The organism is Bacillota bacterium (assembly GCA_040754675.1).
In the GTDB taxonomy this organism is placed as follows: Bacteria; Bacillota; Limnochordia; order Limnochordales; family Geochordaceae; genus Geochorda.
Genome location: JBFMCJ010000018.1, coordinates 1 through 20,058, shown reverse-complemented (window position 1 = coordinate 20,058; position 20,058 = coordinate 1). Strand labels below are relative to the sequence as shown.

The following is a 20,058-nucleotide window of genomic DNA, read 5'->3' as shown; positions in this document are numbered from 1 at the left end:
GTGGTCGATGAGGTACGGGTTGGGCGCCGGCTTGAACCCGCCCATGGGCACCCGGCTCATGCTCTCCACGCCGCCGGCCACAATGACTTCGGCGGCGCCGACCATGATCCGTTCGGCCGCCATGGCGATGGCCTGCAGGCCCGACGCGCAGAACCGGTTGACGGTCAGCCCCGGTACCGACGCCGGCAGCCCCGCCCGGATCGCCGCGATCCGCGCCACGTTGAGCCCCTGCTCCCCTTCGGGCATGGCGCAGCCCATGATAACGTCGTCCACCTCGGCGGGCTGCACCGCCGGTACGCGGGCCAGCGCCTCCCGGATGACGGCGGCGGCCAGCTCATCGGGTCGCACGCCGGCGAGCGCACCCCGCCGCGCCTTCCCGACCGGGGTGCGAACGGCAGCCGCTATCACCGCGTCCTGAACCATCCCTGCACCGCTCCCTCTCTTCCCCGGCACCGTTCAGTTGCGCAAGGGGCGGCCGGTGGTAAGCACGTGCTCGATGCGCTTTTGGGTCTTCTCCTGGCCCAGGAGCTTCAGGAACGCCTCCCGCTCCAGGTCCAGGTACGCCCACTCGGAGAGCGCCGTGCCACCCGGCACGTCCCCCCCACACACGACGTGGGCAAGCTGCTTGCCGATGGTCACCTCATAGTCGGTAATGCGGTTGGCTCGCCGCATGTCCAGCACCCCGGCGACCAACGCCGCCTTGATGTCCCGGCCCGGGGCGGAAATGGTGGCCGGCGCCGGAGGCTGCCAGCCGGCCTCGTCCATGTAGGCCACCCGCCGCCGGGCCCGGAACAAGAGCGCGTCCCGATCTGCCACGATCTCGTCCTCGGGGCGCAGGTACCCAAGAAGCCGGGCATGGTGCGCGCTGGTGGCCACGGTGGCCTGGGCGATGACCTCGAACATCCACGCCACCAGTCCCTGCACGTCCAGCGCTCGCCCCTCAGGGAGCCGCGCCAGCGTGCGCAGGACCATCTCCTTGGTGCCGCCCCCGGCCGGGATGAGCCCCACCCCGGTCTCGACGAGGCCGATGTAGCTTTCGACCGCGGCCATCGCCGCAGGGGCGTGCATCATCATCTCGACGCCGCCGCCCAGCACGCGCCCGTTCACCGCTACCGCCACCGGCGCCCTGGCGTACTTCATCGCCATGTTGACCGACTGGAAGCGCCGCACCGCCGCCTCGAGCTGGTCCCAGGCGCCCTGCCGGGCGGCCACCAGCACCTGGAAGAGGTTGGCCCCCACCGAGAAGTCCGGGCCGTCGCTGAACACCACGAGGCCTCGGAATCGCTCCCCCAGCTCGTGCAGGGCCTTCTCCAGGCTCTCGATGAACGCGTCGTCGATGGCCGCCTTCGGCGCGTGGAACTCCAGCCCCGCGACGTCCTGCCCCAGGTCGAAGAGCGTCGCGCTGGGCCCTGTCCACACCACCGCGCCGGCCTCCCGCAACTGCTGCGCCGAAAGGTGATCGGACGGCACCTGCACGGGCGCATACGCACCCGACCCGTCGACCGCCTCCCTGCGAACCGCTCCACCAGGCCCTGTGGCCGTGCGGTAAAACGCCGGCGGGTCTGCCTGCCTCACGCGCTGGACGAGCGGCGGGAGGCTTATACCGTGCGACTCCATCCGCTCGGCGAGCCGGCGCACCCCGAGCCGGTCCCACACCTCGAACGGCCCCTGGTCCCACGAGAAGCCGTAGCGTAGCGCGCGGTCCACGTCGGCCGCGCTGTAAGCGATCTCGTCAAGCTTCGCGGCGCAGAAGAGCAGCGTGGGCTCCAGCACGGCCCAGGCGAAACGGGCTGCCTCGTCATCGCCCTCCAGCAACACCTCCAGCCGCCTGGAGGGCGGAGCCGCCATCGCCCGGTCCACCGATTCGAAGCGGACCTCCTGCCGCGGCCGGTACTCCATCGTCTCCCAGTCCAGCACCTCTATGACCGAACTTCCATCGCGCGGCTGGCGGCGGTAGAAGCCCGCCCCGCTCTTCTCGCCGAGAAGGCCTCGCCGCACCATCTCCTCGATGACCGGTGGTGGCGAGAGAAGCGCCCGTTCTTCGGGGTCAGCCGCGCGGGAGGCCCCGGTCCGCAACACATGCAGGTAGGTGTCGAGGCCGACCAGGTCCAGCGTCCGGAAGGTCGCGCTCTTCGGCCTGCCCATGACGGGCCCCGTGATGAGGTCCACGGCCTCGACGGACAGGTGGAAGCGCTGCATGGCCGACAGCACCGTCTGCAGCGCGTAGATGCCGATGCGGTTGCCGATGAAGTTGGGGGTATCCCGTGCCAGCACGGGCGCCTTGCCAAGGATGCGGCGCAGCCACTCCACGACCGACCGCACCAGATCGGGATCTGTATCGGCGGTGGGGATCACCTCCACCAGCCGCATGTAGCGCGGCGGGTTGAAGAAGTGGATGCCCATGAAGTGCCGCCTGAACGATTCTCCCCTACCCCGAGCCTGCTCCGTCACCGAAAGCCCCGAAGTGTTGGTGGCGATGACGGCATGCGGGCCGATCCAGCCCTCCAGGTCGGCCCAAAGCGCCTGCTTGGCTCCAAGTTCCTCGACCACGGCCTCGATCACCAGGTCCACGCCGGCAAGCCGCTCCTTGTGGTCTTCCACGTTGCCCGTCCGGATGCGTCGCGCGGCGTCCTGCGTCGTCAGGGGCGGCGGCCTCATCTGGAAAAGCCGCCTGAGACCCTGATCCGCTAACCGGTTTCGGTCCGGCGCTGAAGAGGCCAGGTCCAGAAGCTCGCAGGGAATCCCAAGGCTCGCAAGCCACCCCGCGATCTGGGAGCCCATGACGCCGGCCCCTATGACCGCCGCCCGCCGGACGCGCAAAGGACGGGCCGGGCGCTCAGGCTGCTCCACGCCGTATCCACCTCCGTTCCAACATTCACAGCCATTCTTCGTTTCCGCCACCGCACCCTGCACCCGCCCGGAGGGTATCCTGCAGATCGTGGAGCGCCAGGGGACCATGGAGATCCGACGGCTGCGCCTTCTTGAAGGAGCCCGCGCCGCGCAAGGCGTGGTGATCATCATCGACGTCTTTCGCGCGTTCACCGTCTGCGCTTACGCCGCAGCGCTGGGGGCGAGACCGCTGGTCGCCGTGGCCGACGCTGACTGCGCGCGTCAGCTGAAGCGCCGGCTCCCCCGCGCCGTTCTCTCCGGCGAGGTGCGAGCCTGGCCGATCCCGGACTTCGACCTCGGCAACTCCCCCAGCGAGCTTCTGCGGGCGGTGGCGGGCGGGCTAAAGTTGGCCCGGCGGCCCTTCATCCAGCGAACCGGTGCCGGTACGCAGGGGGTCATCCACAGCCGCCGCGCCCGCCGCATCTTTGTGGCGTCGTTGGCCAACGCGGTGGCCACGGCCCTGGCCATCCGCCGGCTGGCGCCGCCCGTGGTGACCCTGGTGGCCATGGGCCGGGCGGCGGAAGAGCCGACGGACGAGGATGAGCTCTGTGCCGAGGCCATCGAGGCCTACCTGCGGGGGGAGGAGTGGCCCGCAGGGCGGCGCCTGGCAGACCTTTTCCATACACGGCGTGTGCAGGGCCTGCTCGCCGGCGAGCTGCCGCCGTTCCCGCCCTCCGACGTGGCGCTGTGCCTCGCGTTCAACCTCTTCGACTTCGCCCTTCAGGCCCGCCGGTCGGGCGACGTGGCGGTGATCCGGCCCATCCGGGTGAGCGAGGCCCGCCTCTATCCGGTCAGCTTCGCCCCACAAGCCGGCGCGCCTCCTGCACGATCCGTTCGGCGGTAAGTCCCACGGCAGCCGCCGCCTGGGGTGCGGGCGCGCTCTGGCCGAACCGTTCCACACCGACGAGCGCCGCCCCCTCCTCCACGAGCCACCCCCACCCCGAACCGACCCCCGCCTCCACTACGACGCAGGGCCGCGGGTAGCCCAGGATCGCACGGCGCTGCTCGCGGCTCATGGCGGCAAACCGCTCTCGGCACGGCACCGACACGACGCGCGCCCGGATGCCCTCGGCCGCCAACAGATCGGCGGCCCGAAGGGCCAGGGCCACCTCGCTTCCCGTCGCCACCAGCGTCACGTCGATGGCCTCTGCGTTCAGGCCCCGCACCACGTAAGCGCCGGCCCGTACACCCTCCCGCCGGCGTGCATCCGCACGATCCCCCTCGATCTCCAGCACCGGCACGTCCTGCCGCGTCAGCACCAGGGCCGAGGGGCCGTCGCGGCGCGCCAGCGCGGCCAGGTAGGCCTCCTTCGTCTCCGCGGCGTCCGCCGGCCTCCACACCTCGAGGCCCGGAATCGCCCGCAGAGCCTCCAGGTGCTCCACGGGCTGGTGCGTCGGCCCGTCTTCCCCGACGTAAACCGAATCGTGGGTGAAGACGAAGATGACCGGCTGGCGCATCATGGCGGCGAGGCGTATGGGCGGCCTCATGTAGTCGGAGAAGACCAGAAACGTGCTGCCGAACGGGCGCCACCCGCCGTGCAGGCTCAGCCCGTTGAGGATGGCTCCCATGGCGTGCTCCCGCACCCCGAAGTGCAAATTGCGCCCGCCGAACTCCCCCGGCCCCACCGACCCCATCCCGTCCAGGTACGTGCGGGTGGACGGCGCCAGGTCGGCCGACCCCCCCACCAGGTAGGGGATCCGCTGCGCCAGCGCCTGCAGGATCTTGCCGCCGGCGGTCCGGGTGGCGATTGCCTTGCCGGGCGCAAACTCGGGCAGAGCGGCCTCGAGATCCCGCGGAAGCTCCAGGGCCATCGCCTCGTCCCACCGCCGCCGCAGCTCCGGATGCGCCCGGGACCACGCCTCCCATTGCTCGGCCCACACCCGGCTCGCCTGGGCCCACCGGGGCCGCCGGGCCTCGAAGAACCGCCGCACGTCCGCAGGCACGTGAAACGGCTGTTCCTTCGGAAAGCCGATCCGGTCCTTGAGCGCCGCGGCCGCCTCCGGCCCAAGGGGCGCGCCGTGGGCCTCGGCCTGGTCTTGCTTCGGGCTCTTGAACGCGAGGTGGGTGCGCGCGACGATGAGGGTCGGCCTCGAGTCGTCGGCAATGGCCCACCCGAACGCCTCCCTGAGCGCGCCGAGGTCGTGGCCGTCCACCGCCGTGACCCGCCACCCGTACGCTTCGAAGCGCCGCGCCACGTCCTCGGTGAAGGCAAGCTCGGTGGAGCCCTCGATGGAGATCCGGTTCTGGTCGTAGATGACCTTGAGCTTGCCCAGCCTCAGGTGCCCGGCCAGCGACGCCGCCTCGCCCGAGACCCCCTCCATCATGTCGCCGTCGCCGGCCAGCACCCACGTGCGGTGGTTCACCACGGCCGCTCCTGGCCGGTTGAACGCCGCCTCCAGCATGGCTTCGGCCAGCGCCATCCCGACGGCATTGCCGAAGCCCTGCCCGAGCGGCCCTGTGGTCGTCTCCACGCCCGGCGCGCACCCGAACTCCGGGTGCCCGGGAGTCATGGAGTGAAGCTGGCGGAAGCGCTCTAGCTCCTCCATGGGCAGCGCATACCCCGTCAGGTGCAGCAGGCTGTACAGCAGCATGGAACCGTGCCCCGCCGAGAGCACGAACCGATCCCGGTCCGGCCACTGCGGCCATTGCGGGTCGTGCCGCAAGAACTCGGTGAACAAGAGCGCCCCGATCTCGGCACACCCCAGCGGCAGCCCGGGATGCCCCGAACGGGCCGACTCGATGGCGTCAACCGAAAGGGCACGGATCGTATCGGCCACCCGCTGCAACACTTCGTCCGTCGCCGTCTGCATCGCCATCCACTCCCCTGATTCCGTGACTTCCGCCTCTGGTAAAATGAAGCCCGGGAAGCCGGCTTATTGATAAGCTTTCTGGCTACCCCCGCAAGCAAGAGGGGGGCATGGGATGCTGATCGACTCGCTTCTCACCCCACGCTCCGTTGCCGCGGTGGGAGCCTCGCCCAACCCCGACAAAATTGGGCACATCGTCTTCCGCCACCTGCTGAAGAGCCGGGCAACGGTCTATCCTGTCCACCCGACCGCCACGCGGATCCTGGACCACCCCGTCTGGCCCTCGGTCACGTCCCTTCCCGAGCCCGTCGACCTGGCCGTGTTGACTACCCCCGCCGCCACTGTGCCGTCCCTGGTCCGGGAGTGCGTCGTCAAAGGAGTGGGAGCCGTCATCCCCATCGCCGGCGGCTTCGGGGAGACGGGAGAGGAGGGGCGCAAGCTCGAGGCGGAAATCAAAGAGGCGATCCGGGGGACGCGCACCCGCGTCCTGGGCCCCAACACCCTGGGCGTCCTCAACCCCGCCCACGGCCTCGATACGCTCTTTCTCCCCGATACCCGCCTCCCCCGGCCGGCGGCCGGTTCGGTTGCCCTGATCTCTCAAAGCGGGGCGGTGGGCGCCACGCTGGTGGCCACGGCCGCTTCGATGGGCGTTGGGGTGTCCACGTTCATCGGGCTCGGCAACCGCCTGGACATCAACGAGGCAGAGCTTGTGCGGGAGCTTTCCCGCCCCGGCAGCCCCACCTCCGTCATCGGGCTGTACCTGGAGAGCTTCTCCGACGGGCCGGCCTTCGTGGAAGTGGCGCGGGAGATCGCCGGCCGGACGCCGGTGGTGCTGCTCAAGGCGGGCCGTACGGCAACGGGCGCCCGGGCTGCCTCGCTTCACACGGGTTCCATGGCCGGGCCGGACCGGGTCGTGGACGGGGTGCTCAGACAGTACGGGATCGTGCGGGTCTTCGACGACCTGGAGTTGGTGGACACGTGCCTGGCGCTGGCGCTGTCCCCCGTTCCCGAGCGGCCGGCGCGGCGCGTGGCGGTCATCACCTGTGCCGGCGGGCAGGGCGTGATGCTCAGCGACTACATCGAGTCCACCACCCGAGGCGTGGGCCTGGAGATGGCCCCGTTCAGCGAGGGCACCCGTTTGCGGTTGAGAGAGGTGGTTCCCGCTTTCGCCAGCGTGGCCAACCCCGTGGACCTGACGGGCCAGGCGTCGGTTCCGATGTACGAACAGGCACTGCAGGTCGTGCTGGAGGATCCCGCGGTCGATGCGGTGCTGGCCAGCGTCATCCTTCAGTTGCCGTACATGAACGAGGACGTGCTGCCGGCCATCGCCCGGCAGGCGACCCGGTACGGCAAGCCGGTGGTGGCGGTGCTCATCGGGCTGAAGGATACCCAGGAGCCCTTCCGGGTTCTCAACGGCATGGGCGTGCCGGCGTACCCGTCGCTGTGGCGGGCCGTCCGGTCGCTGGCCGCGGTGCTCCGCTATCCGGGACTGGCGGGCCGGGCCCGGGCGGGGCTGCGAGCCGGCCTGGAGGCCCCGCCGCGCTCCGCGGGCGCAGGTGCGTTCGGAGAAGCGGCCGGGCTTTCGAGCTAGCAGAAGAGGTGAGACTGTGCAGGCAAACGTCACGACGCGCCTTGCGATGGCGGAACACGAACTGAAGGCGCTCCTGAGCAGCCTGGGCGTGAAGGTGCCGGCGTCCGTGGTCGTCCAACCGCACGAGCCCGTGCCCCCAGGCCTGCCCTTCCCCTTTCCCGTGGTCCTGAAGGCCTCGTCCACCGCCCTGCTCCATAAAACCGAGGCCGGGGCGGTGCGGCTCAACATCGCGGGCATGGAGGAGTTTGCCGCAGCCTTTCAGGAGTTCAGAAGCCGCTTCCCCGGGGATCCGCTCCTCGTGGAGCCCATGGAGCGGCCGGGTGTTGAGGCGATCGTGGGCTTCTTCCGGGACCCGGTCTTCGGGCCGTGCGTGATGGTAGGCGTTGGGGGCGTCTTTGCCGAACTCTACCAGGACGTCGCGTTCCGGCGCCTGCCCATCGCGGAGGCGGACGTACAGGCGATGCTGGACGAGCTTCGAGGACGTGCGCTGTTTGAGGGGTTCAGGGGCAGGAGCGTGAGCCGTGAGGCACTGGTGCAGCTCGTCGTCACGGTCGGCCGGTGGGTGAGCGAAAACGCCGGCCGGGTGGGCCAGATGGATCTCAACCCCGTCTTCGTGCGCGAAGACGACGCCGTGGTCATCGACGCCAAGCTGATGGGTGCCTGAAGCAACCACCCACGCCAGCGGGCCCCGCAAAGGCGAGGGCAGCCCCTGCATGGGGCTGCCCTCCCGGGGAACTGGTCCCTGCACCAAATCGAAACCGCAGCACCGCTCCGCTTCGCTGAGCCCTCGTCGGCGGCAGGGACTCAGGCTAAGACCTGTCAACTGGCCAGCGGGCCTGTAAGCCGGATTCTGTCCTTACGGAGGCCATCCCTCTCGAACGAGCGTCGCCGCCCGTTTCAAGCGACCAACCCGAGGGGCATCGAGGCGGGCCACCTCCGGGGCCCCTCCTACTCGGTCTTGCTCCGGGTGGGGTTTACCCGGCCGGCCAGTCACCTGGCCGCCGGTGAGCTCTTACCTCACCTTTTCACCCTTACCGGCAGCGAAGCCGAAGCACGCGCCCGCGGCCCTCTGCCGGCGGTATGGTCTCTGTGGCACTATCCCTGGGGTCGCCCCCGCCGGGCGTTACCCGGCACCCTGCCCTGTGGAGTCCGGACTTTCCTCGGGCCGTGCAGCGCAGCGACGCAGCCTGCCGCGCTTTGCGCACCGCGGCCCGCGGCCTCCCGGCCCCCTGGCCTGCCCTATTGTAACGGTTCGTCCCGCCCGGTTCAAGGTCGCGCCTGCATAGGCCGCGCAACCCCCGACCCCTCACGCCCGCGAGGGCCCTCCGGCGGGTGTCCCCGGCGCCGCCGGCGGCCAGTACAGGATGCGGCCGCATACCTCGCAGAAGATCATGCGTTCCTTGCGCCGCGCCTCGGTCAGGACGAGGGTCGACAGCGGCACCCCGCACCCCGAACACCGCTCCCCGTCCACCACCGCCAGCGCCTGCCCGCCCTTGGCGGCGCTCAGGCGTTTGTAGCGGGTGAGGTAGGTCGGGTTGGAAACGGCGGCAGCAAGCGCCTCACGCTCTTTTCGCAGTTCGGCGGCCTGCCGCTCCAGTTCGGCCCGGGTGGCGTCCCAGCGCGCCTGGGCCTCGGAAAGCCGTGCCCGGGCATCCTTCAGCCGTTCGTTGAGGCCGGCCAGGGCCTTCTCGGTCTCCTCCAGGCCGATCATCTGCCCCAGCACGTCGTCCTGCAACCGGTCCACCCTGGAGCGGGTGGACTCGAAGCGGCTCTGAAGCGAACTGAGCTCCTTGGGGTTGGTGACGCCGCCCCCGAACAGCCTGGCCTGGAGCTGGGCGGCCGCCTGCTCGGCCGCCTTCAGTTCGGCCTCGGCGCGGCGGGCCGCCACGCGCCCCTCCTTCAGCCTCTCCTGCGTGCGGCGCACTTCGTCCTCCAGGGCCGCCACGTCCCGGGCGAGTTGCTCGGCTTGCAGCCGATCGGGGTGGGCCTCCAGCGCCCGATCCGCCGCCCGGATGGACCCGTCCACCAGTTGCAGCCGCCAGAGCCGTTCGAGATCGGCGGCGCTGGCGCCGCCGCCCGCCGCCCGTGCCTCACCGCCGGGTATGGTGCCCATCGCTCTTCAGGCCTCCTCGCTCCAGAAGCGGCGCCCTCACGAGGGGTTGTTCGGCAACGCCCTCCGCTGCCCTACCGGAAAGGTATAGGACCGCAGCACCCGATTAGTTAAGCAAGTTAACTTCATCTGTGGTATACTGCCTGAGGCGAACAGGGAGCTCGCGCTCCTTATCTTTCGCCGGCAGACGAGGAGGCTGGTGAATCGTAGCGATGAGCGACGGCGCCAGGCACGAGCTTCAAATCGTGAACCTGCACGTGAGCGTGGACGGCAAGCCCATCGTCAAGGGGCTTTCTTTGACGGTTCGGTCGGGAGAGATCCACGGGCTCATGGGGCCCAACGGCTCGGGCAAGACCACGCTGGCTTTCGCCCTCATGGGCCACCCTCGCTATACGGTGGACAGCGGGCAGGTGCTCCTGGACGGCGAGGACGTCCTGGCCATGAGCCCCGACGAGCGTGCCCGCAAGGGCCTGTTCCTCGCGTTCCAGTACCCGGCCGAGGTGCAGGGGGTGACGCTGGCCAACTTCCTGCGGACGGCCGTCAACTCCGTGCGCACAGCGAACGGCAAAGAACTCTCCATCACGGAGTTCCAGAAGCTGCTCCGGGAGAAGATGCAACTGCTGGACATGGATCGGAGCTTCGCCGGCCGGTATCTCAACGAGGGCTTCTCCGGCGGCGAGAAGAAGCGCAACGAGATGCTGCAGATGTGGCTGCTCCAGCCCAAGCTCGCCATTCTGGACGAGACGGACTCGGGTCTCGACATCGACGCGATCAAGGTCGTCGCCCGGGCGGTCAACAGCCTGCGTGGCCCCGACTTCGGCGCCCTCATCATCACCCACTACCAGCGGATTTTGCGCTACATCGAGCCTGACTTCGTGCACGTGATGATGGACGGACGCATCGTGCGGGCGGGCGGGAAAGAGCTGGCCGAGCAGCTCGAAGAGAAGGGGTACGACTGGATCAAGCAGCAGCTCGCCGGCGAAGCCGTGGCGCACTGAGGAGGGGGTCGGCGAGGTGAACGTGGAGAGCAGTGTGGCCATCCAACGCAGCCTCATCGAAGCTTACGCCTCCCGGCGGACCGAACCGCCCTGGATGGTGGACCGACGGGCCGAGGCGCTGCGGCTGTTCCAGGAGACGCCGCCACCGCAGTGGGATCGCACCGATCTATCGCAATTCGACGTGGGAGCCTACCTCCAGAAGCTGCGCCGGGAGCTCGAGACCCCGCAGGAGGCGTTCCCACCGGTGGACCTGACCGGGCCGGCGGCCGACGGCAGTGCCCTGCCTGCGGCCGTCGCCGGGAGCCTGCGGGAACTCCCGGCGGGCGGGGCCGTCATCGCGCACGTGGCGCCGGGCGCCGGCGGTCCGGTTCGCACGCTGCGCTGGATCGACCCCGAGCTCCAGCGCCGCGGGGTTCGGCTGCTGAGCCTGCAGGAGGCCCTGGCCACGCACCCGGAGGTGGTGCGATCCCACTTCATGACGAAGGCGGTACTGCCTGTCCACGGCAAGTTCCAGGCCCTGCACGAGGCGGCGTGGGACATCGGCACGCTGCTGTACGTGCCGGGGGGCGTTCAACTCGAGCAGCCGGTGCAGATCGTCACCTGGATGGATGCCGGCCGGGCGCTTCTGTTCCCCCACACGCTCATCGTGCTCGACGACGAGGCCAGGGTCTGCGTGGTGGAGTCCCAGATCTCACCGGACAGCGATGCCGCCCCGGAAGAGCTCCCGCCGCTGGTCGTCGGTGCGGTGGAGATCGTGGCCGGGCCGGCCTCCCGGATCGACTACGTCTCGCTGCAGACCTGGGGCCGCCGGGTCTGGAGCTTCACCAACCGCCGGGCAGTGCTGGAAAAGGACAGCCGGGTGGAGTGGATTCTGGGGGAGTTCGGCTGCGGGCTGACCCGGGGTGAGTTCGAATCCGCCCTTCAGGGGCCCGGTTCGGCCTCCCACAGCGTGCTGGTCTTCTTCGCCGACCGAAGCCAGCACCTGGACCTGCTCAACAGCATGGACCACAGGGGCACCCATACGGAGTCGGACATCGTGGCCAGGGGCGTGCTGAACGGGCAGGCCCGGGGTATTTACCGCGCGGTGACCCACATCCGAAGTGGCGCCCGGGAGTCCGGGGCTTATCAGAAGGGCAACATCCTGGTGCTCAGCCCCGAAGCCAGGGCCGACGCCAACCCCAGCGTCGTGGTGGAGGAGAGCGAGGTTCAGCGGGCAGGCCATGCTGCCACGGTGGGCCAGGTCGACCGGGAGCAGCTCTTCTACCTGATGAGCCGGGGGCTGCCGGAGAAGATGGCCATCCGCCTCATCGTCGAAGGATTCCTGCAGCCGGTGCTCGACCGCATTCCCGTCGAGTCGGTCCGGGAGCGGATTCGCCAGATCGTGGCCGCCAAGCTGGAGGCGGCCTGAAGCGGCGGGCGGTGGCCGGCGGCCGCAGCGGCAGCGCCGCCTCCGCCCGGGAGGAGGTCTCCAACGACAATGCGTTCAATCAGACGATGCCTCGATGACTTCCCTACGTTGCACCAGACCGTGGCCGGCGGGCGCCGGCTGGTCTACCTGGACAGCGCGGCCACGGCCCAGAAGCCTTACCCCGTGATCGAAGTGGTGCGCCGCTTCTATGAGCGGGACAACGCCAACGTTCACCGGGGGGTTCACACGCTGGCCGAACGCGCCACCGAGGCGTACGAGCGGGCCCGGCAGGCCGTGGCGCGCTTCATCGGGGCGCCGGACCCGGCGTGCGTCATCTTCGTCCGGGGAGCCACCGAGGCGCTCAACCTCGTGGCCCGAAGCTGGGCCGAACCGCGGCTTCGGCCGGGCGACGAGATCGTGCTGACGCTCATGGAGCACCACTCCAATTTGGTGCCCTGGCAGATGGTAGCCCAGGCGACGGGTGCGAAGCTGTGCTACGTGGACCTGCTGCCCGACGGCACGCTCGACCTGGAGAGCTACGACCGCCTGCTGGGGAGCGGCCGGGTACGGATCGTGACGTTCACCCACCAGTCCAACGTGCTCGGCACCATCAACCCGGTGCGGGAGATGGTCGACCGGGCTCACCAGGTGGGCGCCGTCGTGGTGCTGGACGGGGCGCAGAGCGTTCCCCACATGCCGCTGGATGTCAAGGCACTCGGGTGCGACTTCCTGGCCTTCTCCGGCCACAAGATGATGGGGCCGACCGGCGTCGGGGTGCTGTGGGGGCGCCGGGAGCTCCTGGAGGAGATGCCGCCGCTCTTCGGTGGGGGGGAGATGATCCGCGAGGTTTACCTCGACCACGCCACCTGGAACGATGTCCCTTACAAGTTCGAGGCCGGGACGCCGCCCATCGCCGAAGCTGTCGGGCTGGGCGAGGCCGTGACATACCTGGAGTCGCTGGGGATGGAGAACGTCCGGGCTCACGAGGACGAGATCGCGCAGTACGCGGTGCAGCGGTTGAGAGCGTTCGACGATATCCGCATTTACGGCCCGCTGGCTCAACCGCGCGGCGGGGTGGTCAGCTTCAATGTCGAGGGAGTCCACCCGCACGACGTGGCGACGATCCTTGACCGGGAAGGTGTGGCCGTGCGGGCGGGGCACCACTGCGCACTGCCGCTCATGCGGTGGCTTGACGTACCGGCGACGGTGCGCGCAAGCTTCTATGTGTACAACACCGCCGAGGACGTAGACGCCCTCGTGGCGGCGCTCCACTCGGTGCGGGCGATCTTCAGCCGGGTGCAAAAGTGAGGTAAGGTGGCGGCGCGGCATGCCTCTGGATGACCTGTATCGGGAAGTGATCCTGGACCACTACAAATCCCCCCGCAACAAAGGCCACCTGGGGCATGCCGACGCCAGCGTGCATCTCCACAACCCGCTTTGCGGCGACGAGATCACCCTGGAGCTCATCGCAGACGGCGATATCATCCGGGAGGTGCGCTTCACCGGGCAGGGGTGCTCCATCAGCCAGGCGTCGGCCTCCATGCTCACCGAAGCGGTTCGGGGCCGGACAGTGGCCGAGGTGCGGGACATGATGGGCCGGTTCACGCGCATGGTGCGAGGCGAGCTTCCCCCCGAGCAGGCCGACCTCGGTGACCTCGAGGCGCTGTCCGGTGTCAGCAAGTTCCCCGTACGGGTAAAGTGCGCGCTGCTGGCCTGGGAGGCCCTCGACAAGGATCTGGCCCAGCTCAAGCGGTCGTGAAGGCAGCCTTGGCGCTACGTCGCTGTTACAGCCGCTCGAGGACGGTAGCGGTTGCCATCCCGTGCCCGATGCACATGACCTGCAGTCCCAACGTGCCGTCGCGCCGTTCCAGTTCGTGAAGCAGCTTCGTCATCAAGACGGCGCCGGTGGCTCCCAGAGGATGGCCGTGCGCGATGGCGCCGCCGTTGGGGTTGACCCGTTCCCAGTCAGGCTCCAACTCGCGCCCCCAGGCCAGCACCACGCTGGCGAACGCCTCGTTGATCTCGATGACGTCCAGGTCGCGCAGGCTCACGCCGGCCTTCTCCAGTGCCCGGCGGGTAGCCGGGATCACCTCCAGCAGTTGAAGGGTGGGATCGCCGGCGACGGCAACGCGGGCCAAAAAGCGCGCCCGAGGCCGGATTCCGGCTGCCCGGGCCGCGTCCGAATCGGCAACCAGGATGGCCGCAGCCCCGTCGCTGATCTGGCTTGAGTTGCCCGCGGTGACCACGCCCCGCCCCGGGGGGCGGAAGGCAGGTGCCAGACCCAGCATGCGTTCCAGGCTGGGCTGCAGGCGTACCCCTTCGTCCTGGATTACGGTTACCGTGTTGCCCTGCGCGTCGAGGCCCTCGACCGGGACGATCTGGGACTCAAAGTAGCCGGCTCGGATCGCACGGGCGGCCCGCACGTGGCTCTGGAAGGAGAACTCGTCGAGTTCCCGGCGGCCGAGGCCGTAACGTTCGGCGATCCGTTCCGCGGACTCGCCCTGGTGGATCAGCTCATAGCGCGTCAACAGCTCGGGATGGAAGCCGGCGAAGGCCTGACCGGCCGAGGCCTGCGGGCTTGCGCCCAGGATGTCGCTGAACATCGGTACCCGGGTCATCGACTCCACCCCGGCCGCCACCACCCACCGCATGTCGCCCGCGGCCACGGCCTGGGCGGCGAAGTGGACGGCCTGCTGGCTGGAACCGCACATGCGGTTTACGGTGGTGGCGGGTACGTGCATCGGGTAGCCGGCCAGCAGCACGGCCTGCCGGGCGATGTTGGCGCCCTGCTCGCCGGCCTGCGTGACACACCCCACCACCACGTCCTCGACCCAGGCGCGCTCGATGCCCGTGCGGTCGGCGAGCGCGTTCAAAATGGACGCCAGGAGCATGTCGGGCCGGACGTCCCGGAATGCGCCGCCGCGCTTTCCGATGGCGGTGCGGACGGCTCCGGCGATGACCGGTTCACCCATCGTAAACAACCCCCCGTGCCCCGGGCCTGCTGTAGCTTGTTGCCCTGCTTCACCTCGGGGCCATGCGCAGAGCCCCGTCCAGCCGGATCACCGCGCCGTTGAGCATGGGGTTCTCAACGATATGCGCCACCAGCATGGCATACTCGTCGGGCCTGCCGAGCCGGGGTGGGAACGGCACCTGCTGCGAGAGCGACGCCCTCGCCGGCTCGGGGAGCGAGGCCATCATGGGGGTGTCGAAGATCCCCGGCGCAACGGTCACCACGCGGATGCCGAAACGGGCAAGCTCCCGGGCGGCGGGCAGCGTCAACCCGACCACGCCGGCCTTGGACGCGGAGTAGGCCGTCTGGCCGATCTGGCCCTCGAAGGCGGCGACGGACGCGGTGTTGATGACGACGCCGCGCTCCCCCGCCTCGTCCGGCTGGCCCGCTGCCATGACGGCGGCCGCAAGCCGCATCGCGTTGAACGTTCCGATGAGGTTGACCTGGATCACCCGGGAGAACACGCCCAGGTCCATGGGCCCTTCCTTGCCCAACATTCGCTGCGCCACGGCGATGCCCGCGCAGTTGACGAGGATCTGCAGGCCCCCGTGGGACGTGGCTGCGAGATCCACGGCACGACGCATGGAGGTCTCGTCGGCAACGTCCGCTTCCGCGAAGAGCGCGCCCGCCCCGAGATCGTCGGCAAGCGCCTGCCCCCGTTCGCGGCTGACGTCGGCGATGACGAGTCTTGCGCCGAGGCCATGCAGCCGCCGGACCGTGGCCTCGCCGAGCCCCGAAGCGCCGCCGGTGACCAGCGCGCTGGCGCCCTGGATCTTCAAGGCAACCCCCTCCTGCTTCGCGTCTTTGAGTGCACGCCCGCTTCGTTCGGCTGCGGTAACCGTTTTCCCTTCATCAGCGGCCTGCCGCCGCCAGCCCGGACGGCGCCTGAAGCAGGAATGCAGGCTGCACACTGGAATCCGACAGGTAAAGACAGCAGCCGACGATCCAGCAAATGCCAACCGGGGGCCGGCGGGGGTCTTGGATGCGGAGGAACGTCCCTTGGAAGACGAGATCGACCTGAGGCAGTACGCCGAGCTCCTGTGGCGCAACCGCCACGTCATCGTCGCCGTGACCCTGGCGGCAGCGCTGGTGACGTTTGTGGTCAGCCGTCTCTGGCTTCCCCGTGTATACGAGGCGTCCGTTCTGCTCGTCGTGGAGTCGCCGCAACCCGACCAGGCCTCTCAGGAGCAACTCGCGGCGCCGGTGCGGGCGGTGGCGCTGGCGCCCGCGGGTTACCAGCAGATCGTGCAGTCCCCTGCCTTCCAGTCTCTGGTACAGGACCAGGTGCGTCAGGCCACGGGTGCGGGTGAGCCTGTGCCTTCCGTGCGGATCCGCGCCCGGGTCGTCCCGCAAACCAACCTCCTCGAGCTGACCGCGCAGGCCCCGCAGCCCAACCTGGCAGCCAGGTGGGCGAACATGTCAGCGTCGCTCTTGCTGCAGGAGGTCGACACCCTCAACCGGACCCGGATGCAGGGCGCCTTGACGCTCCTGGAGGGCCAGATCGCAGAGACGCGCAGGAGCCTCGACGAGGCCGTGAAGGCCTTGCAGGAGTTCACCCGGGACAGCCCCTCAGTCCAAAAGCTGGCAAACGAGCAGGCGGCGAAGCTGGAGCTGGTGTCGACCTACCAGAGCCGCCTGGGGAGCCTGGACCTGGCCCTGGCAGCCGAGACCACCAGGCTGCAGGCGCTGCGAGATCAGCTGGGCCAGCAGCCCCGCATCATTGCCCTCAAGAAGGCCTTCAGCCCTGAGGGGGCCGCCCTGACCCAGACGTTGCGCAACCTGGGCGGCGACGCAGGCAACCCGCTCATCAGCCTGGAGGACGAGCAGATCAACCCGGTTTACGTGGAACTCCAGCAGCAGGTGGCCGCCCAGGAGGCCACCGTGGCCGGCCTGCGGGCCGAGCGGGAACAGGCCAAAGCGGCTCTTGCCGCGCTCACGGGGGAGATCCAGCGCCTGACCGCCGAACTGGTACGGCTTCAGGCAAGGGAGAAGGAACTGACCTGGCAGGCTGAGACGGCACGGCGCAGCTACGAGGCGGCCGTTTCCCAGTACCAGGCGCAAAAGTCGGCCCTCGCCGGGCGCCTCGGCGAATCCACCCTCACCCTCGTCCGGCAGGCCGTAGCGCCGGACTCCCCGGCCCGCCCCCGGGTACTGTTGAACACCACGGTCGCCACGTTTCTCGGACTGATGGCAAGCGTCTTCGGGGTCTTCTTCGCCGAGTTCTGGAGGCAGCCGGTCGCGGGGCGAAGCAGCGAGGCCGTCGTGCACGGCGCTGCCTCCAACGGCCAGTGAGCGACACGGCGAAGAGGAAGGCCAGCACCCGGGATAGCCCCCAGGCCCCGGGCCATCAGGGTATCGGCGGTAGCCACGGCAGGGGGGCGGCGGGACGCGTTCACCCCCCTGCGCCTCTACGCCGACGCCATCACCGCCGATCCGTGCCGGGTGGCCGGGAAGGCGGGGCGCTCGGTTCGCGCGTTGGTTCGCGCACCCCGGGTTCGCCGATCTCGTAAACCCTCGTCATGACTGGTGGAGGCTGCAGGATTCGAACCTGCGACCAAGGGATTATGAGTCCCCTGCTCTGCCGCTGAGCTAAGCCTCCCCTGCCGCGCGGCGTGACGAATGCCGCCGGCCCTAGATTACCGTACGGAAGGCGAACCATCAAGTGAGGCGCGCAAGGCAAGCCTTACTCGAGGAAGTCCTTCAGCTTCTTCGACCGGCTCGGGTGGCGCAGCTTGCGCAACGCCTTGGCCTCGATCTGGCGAATACGCTCGCGGGTTACGCCGAACACCTGACCCACCTCTTCGAGCGTCCGCTGCTTGCCGTCGTCCAGCCCGAAGCGCAGCCGCAGTACCTTCTCCTCACGCGGGTTGAGGGTATCGAGCACGCCCTCCAGTTGCTCCCGCAGCATGGAGGCCGAAGCCGCTTCCGGCGGCGCCGGCGCCTCCTGATCCTCGATGAAGTCCCCCAGGTGGCTGTCCTCTTCCTCGCCGATGGGGGTTTCGAGAGAGACGGGCTCCTGAGCGATCTTCAGGATCTCCCGGACCCGCTCCACCGGCATCTCCATCTCTTTGGCGATCTCCTCGGGCGTTGGATCGCGACCGAGCTCCTGAAGCAGTTGCCGGCTGACGCGGATCAACTTGTTAATGGTTTCGACCATGTGAACAGGAATCCGGATGGTCCGGGCCTGATCGGCGATGGCCCGCGTGATCGCCTGCCGGATCCACCACGTGGCATAAGTGCTGAACTTGTATCCCTTGCGGTAATCGAACTTCTCGACCGCCTTGAGAAGGCCGAGGTTCCCCTCCTGAATCAGATCCAAGAAGAGCATGCCGCGGCCCACGTACCGCTTGGCGATGCTGACCACCAGGCGCAGGTTCGCTTCCGCCAGCCTGCGCTTCGCCTCTTCGTCCCCCTGCTCGATGCGCTTGGCCAGCTCGACCTCTTCCTCAGCCGTGAGCAGCGGTACGCGGCCGATCTCCTTCAGGTACATCCGAACGGGATCGTCGAGGGCAATCCCCTCCAGGGCCTCATCCAGGTCGTGGGTCGCCTCCGCCCCCTCGGTCGCGATCCCGTCCTCGGGCGCGTCGAGATGACCGTCCTCGGGAGTGTCCGGGACGATACTGATCCCCATGCTGGCCAGCTTCTCGTAGATGTCCTCGATCTGGTCCGGGGCGATGTCGGAGTCGCCCAGCGTCTCCATGATCTCGCGATAGGAGAGGGCGCCCCTGCTCTTGCCCTTCTGGATGAGTTCGTCCAGACCCTCGATCTCGGGAAGCTCGTGATCCTTGCCGGTTTCCATCTCTCTCAATCCCCCCTTTCCGGGGCCGGCCTGCTCATCAAGAAATCCGTTCGGAGCGTAGCCTCTCCCACACCTCTCGGTATAATACGGCAAGTTCGGCGAGCCGTACCAGCCGTTCGCCCGGCGCGCCTCCCGACCGAGCCGCTTCCCCTACCTTACCCTCGATAGCCGCCAGCTCCCGCTGGCGCGCGGCCTGGCGCAGTCCCTTTACATACGAGTCGAGAGCGTCGGGCCGCACCGCCACCTCCGAGGAGCCCAGCACCCGGCCCGCTACCTCCGCGAGCTCCGGATCGGCGAGCGCTCCTTCGCCCTGTGCCATCAACGCGTCGAACAGGGTCCCGTACCCCCGTGCCGTGAAGTCGTTGCCCGCCAGGCGACCCCTGACCCGCTCCGCCAGCTCCGGCATCTCGACGAGCAGCCGCAGCAACTCCCTCTCGACCACGCTCCCCTGGTCGGAAACTCCCGGGTTGCCGGCCGCGGTGCTCTGGACATACGGACCCTTACTATTATACACTGATAGGTTGTAACCATGCGGCCGTCCGCCGCGGGCACCCCCCCGAACACCTGCCCGCCTTCGCCGAAGCTCCCTCTCCATCTCCCTGCGGATGGCCCGTTCCGACACGTGCACCCGGGTGGCTACCTGGGCCACCAGTGCCTCCTGCTCGACCGCGCCGGGCACGTCGAGCAGAATGGGGAGGACGTTCGCTACCGCGGCGGCCTTTCCTGCGGGAGTCTCGAGGTTGACCCCCCTGAGCGCCTGCTCGACGGCGAATTCATAAACCCCGCGTGCTTCCTCGAGCACCGCCTCCATCGCTGGGCGGCCCTCGCTTTTCAGCAGCGAGTCCGGGTCGTGAGGCTCCGGCAGCACCGCAACGCGAACGTCGAGCCCGGCCGCCCGCAGCTGCGCAAGCCCCCGAAGGGCTCCCGACTGCCCCGCGGCATCGGAGTCGAACGCCACGATCACCTGTCGAGCCAGCCGCATCAGCGCCCGCCCGTGGCTTGCCGTCAGGGCGGTCCCACACGTGGCAACCGCCTCCGCCAGCCCGAACTGGTGCATGGCCAGCACGTCCATGTACCCTTCCACGACCACTGCCCGTCCGGATCGCCGGATGGCGGCCGCCGCGCGGTCGAGCCCGTACAGAATGCGGCTCTTCTGGTAGACCGGTGACTCCGGTGAGTTCAGGTACTTGGGCTCCTGGCGTGCTGCCAGCGCTCGCCCTCCGAACCCCACCACCTGTCCCCGGCTGTCAGCAATGGGAAACATGAGGCGCTCCCGGAACCGGTCGTAGTGGCGGCCGTCCTCCCGCACCACAACCAGCCCCGCCGCCCGCAGGGCCTCGATCGCCTTTGCGTCCTGCCCCAGGGCCCGCTCTAGGGCGTGCCAGTCTGCGGGGGCGTACCCGAGCCGGAAGGCTTTCGCCACCTCGGCGTCCACACCCCGCTGCT

At 69.2% G+C, this 20,058-nt stretch carries 16 protein-coding genes, 1 tRNA gene and 1 other RNA gene; 8 read left to right on the top strand and 10 right to left on the bottom strand.

Translation table 11 applies throughout. The annotated features are described in order from the left end of the window. Positions 1-423: beta-ketoacyl synthase N-terminal-like domain-containing protein (locus tag AB1609_02275; GenBank protein MEW6045296.1), on the bottom strand; the 423-nt coding region annotated here is incomplete at its 3' end. A gap of 33 nt (positions 424-456) precedes the next feature. Beyond that, complete coding sequence (locus AB1609_02270) at positions 457-2,850, bottom strand: 3-hydroxyacyl-CoA dehydrogenase/enoyl-CoA hydratase family protein (protein MEW6045295.1); 2,394 nt, start codon at positions 2,848-2,850, stop codon at positions 457-459. Positions 2,851-2,938: 88 nt separating this feature from the next. On the opposite strand from AB1609_02270, the gene AB1609_02265 reads away from it, so the two are divergent. Continuing rightward, positions 2,939-3,733, top strand: a complete 795-nt coding sequence (locus AB1609_02265) for a 2-phosphosulfolactate phosphatase (GenBank protein MEW6045294.1) — start codon at positions 2,939-2,941, stop codon at positions 3,731-3,733. Here AB1609_02265 and tkt read toward each other — a convergent pair. Further along, positions 3,681-5,699 carry a transketolase gene (gene tkt, locus AB1609_02260; protein ID MEW6045293.1) on the bottom strand — a complete coding sequence of 673 codons (2,019 nt, stop codon included), beginning with the start codon at positions 5,697-5,699 and terminating at the stop codon, positions 3,681-3,683. The genes AB1609_02265 and tkt overlap by 53 nt on opposite strands. Positions 5,700-5,811: 112 nt before the next feature. Between tkt and AB1609_02255 the strand changes: the two genes are divergently transcribed. Both AB1609_02255 and AB1609_02250 read left to right on the top strand, forming a co-directional pair. Beyond that, positions 5,812-7,287 carry an acetate--CoA ligase family protein gene (locus tag AB1609_02255; protein MEW6045292.1) on the top strand — a complete coding sequence of 492 codons (1,476 nt, stop codon included), beginning with the start codon at positions 5,812-5,814 and terminating at the stop codon, positions 7,285-7,287. Between the two features lie 16 nt (positions 7,288-7,303). Further along, the gene (locus AB1609_02250; protein MEW6045291.1) at positions 7,304-7,951 is read left to right on the top strand and encodes an acetate--CoA ligase family protein; all 648 of its coding nucleotides are present in this window, start codon (positions 7,304-7,306) and stop codon (positions 7,949-7,951) included. 159 nt (positions 7,952-8,110) lie between these two features. On the opposite strand, the gene rnpB is transcribed toward AB1609_02250, so the two are convergent. Both rnpB and AB1609_02240 read right to left on the bottom strand, forming a co-directional pair. After that, positions 8,111-8,520: RNase P RNA component class A (rnpB, locus tag AB1609_02245), an RNA gene on the bottom strand. A 73-nt stretch (positions 8,521-8,593) separates the two neighbouring features. Beyond that, a complete protein-coding gene (locus AB1609_02240; protein ID MEW6045290.1) occupies positions 8,594-9,400 on the bottom strand; it encodes a C4-type zinc ribbon domain-containing protein in 807 nt (268 codons plus the stop codon). Between the two features lie 209 nt (positions 9,401-9,609). Here AB1609_02240 and sufC point away from each other — a divergent pair, with 209 nt between their 5' ends. The 4 genes from sufC (at position 9,610) to sufU (ending at position 13,562) form a co-directional block, all read left to right on the top strand. Next, positions 9,610-10,395 (top strand): Fe-S cluster assembly ATPase SufC, encoded by a 786-nt coding sequence (sufC, locus tag AB1609_02235; GenBank protein ID MEW6045289.1) that lies wholly within the window; start codon positions 9,610-9,612, stop codon positions 10,393-10,395. Positions 10,396-10,411: 16 nt separating this feature from the next. Next, positions 10,412-11,803: a Fe-S cluster assembly protein SufD gene (gene sufD / locus AB1609_02230; protein MEW6045288.1), complete on the top strand. Its 1,392-nt coding sequence runs from the start codon at positions 10,412-10,414 to the stop codon at positions 11,801-11,803. A gap of 69 nt (positions 11,804-11,872) precedes the next feature. Then, positions 11,873-13,111 carry a cysteine desulfurase gene (locus tag AB1609_02225; GenBank protein MEW6045287.1) on the top strand — a complete coding sequence of 413 codons (1,239 nt, stop codon included), beginning with the start codon at positions 11,873-11,875 and terminating at the stop codon, positions 13,109-13,111. 19 nt (positions 13,112-13,130) lie between these two features. Then, a complete protein-coding gene (sufU, locus tag AB1609_02220) occupies positions 13,131-13,562 on the top strand; it encodes a Fe-S cluster assembly sulfur transfer protein SufU (protein MEW6045286.1) in 432 nt (143 codons plus the stop codon). A gap of 25 nt (positions 13,563-13,587) precedes the next feature. Here sufU and AB1609_02215 read toward each other — a convergent pair whose 3' ends face one another. After that, entirely contained in the window at positions 13,588-14,775 is a 1,188-nt protein-coding gene (locus tag AB1609_02215; protein MEW6045285.1) for a thiolase family protein, read from the bottom strand. A gap of 49 nt (positions 14,776-14,824) precedes the next feature. Beyond that, positions 14,825-15,592 carry a 3-hydroxyacyl-CoA dehydrogenase gene (locus tag AB1609_02210; protein ID MEW6045284.1) on the bottom strand — a complete coding sequence of 256 codons (768 nt, stop codon included), beginning with the start codon at positions 15,590-15,592 and terminating at the stop codon, positions 14,825-14,827. Positions 15,593-15,812: 220 nt separating this feature from the next. Between AB1609_02210 and AB1609_02205 the strand changes: the two genes are divergently transcribed. Next, a complete protein-coding gene (locus tag AB1609_02205; protein ID MEW6045283.1) occupies positions 15,813-17,105 on the top strand; it encodes a Wzz/FepE/Etk N-terminal domain-containing protein in 1,293 nt (430 codons plus the stop codon). Positions 17,106-17,337: 232 nt separating this feature from the next. Here AB1609_02205 and AB1609_02200 read toward each other — a convergent pair. The 3 genes from AB1609_02200 to AB1609_02190 all read right to left on the bottom strand — a co-directional run. Further along, positions 17,338-17,412: transfer RNA gene (locus tag AB1609_02200), tRNA-Ile, on the bottom strand. 84 nt (positions 17,413-17,496) lie between these two features. Further along, positions 17,497-18,612: an RNA polymerase sigma factor RpoD gene (gene rpoD / locus AB1609_02195; GenBank protein MEW6045282.1), complete on the bottom strand. Its 1,116-nt coding sequence runs from the start codon at positions 18,610-18,612 to the stop codon at positions 17,497-17,499. Between the two features lie 37 nt (positions 18,613-18,649). Next, a partial coding sequence (locus AB1609_02190) for a toprim domain-containing protein (protein MEW6045281.1) occupies positions 18,650-20,058 on the bottom strand: 1,409 nt, incomplete at its 5' end.

What these genes read in the sequence shown, in the direction of transcription:
- AB1609_02255 (MEW6045292.1), top strand. Translation starts at nt 5,812, where the DNA reads ATGCTGATCGACTCGCTTCTCACCCCACGCTCCGTTGCCGCGGTGGGA.
- AB1609_02240 (MEW6045290.1), bottom strand. Translation starts at nt 9,400, where the DNA reads ATGGGCACCATACCCGGCGGTGAGGCACGGGCGGCGGGCGGCGGCGCC.
- tkt (MEW6045293.1), bottom strand. Translation starts at nt 5,699, where the DNA reads ATGCAGACGGCGACGGACGAAGTGTTGCAGCGGGTGGCCGATACGATC.
- AB1609_02225 (MEW6045287.1), top strand. Translation starts at nt 11,873, where the DNA reads ATGCGTTCAATCAGACGATGCCTCGATGACTTCCCTACGTTGCACCAG.
- sufU (MEW6045286.1), top strand. Translation starts at nt 13,131, where the DNA reads ATGCCTCTGGATGACCTGTATCGGGAAGTGATCCTGGACCACTACAAA.
- sufC (MEW6045289.1), top strand. Translation starts at nt 9,610, where the DNA reads ATGAGCGACGGCGCCAGGCACGAGCTTCAAATCGTGAACCTGCACGTG.
- AB1609_02215 (MEW6045285.1), bottom strand. Translation starts at nt 14,775, where the DNA reads ATGGGTGAACCGGTCATCGCCGGAGCCGTCCGCACCGCCATCGGAAAG.
- rpoD (MEW6045282.1), bottom strand. Translation starts at nt 18,612, where the DNA reads ATGGAAACCGGCAAGGATCACGAGCTTCCCGAGATCGAGGGTCTGGAC.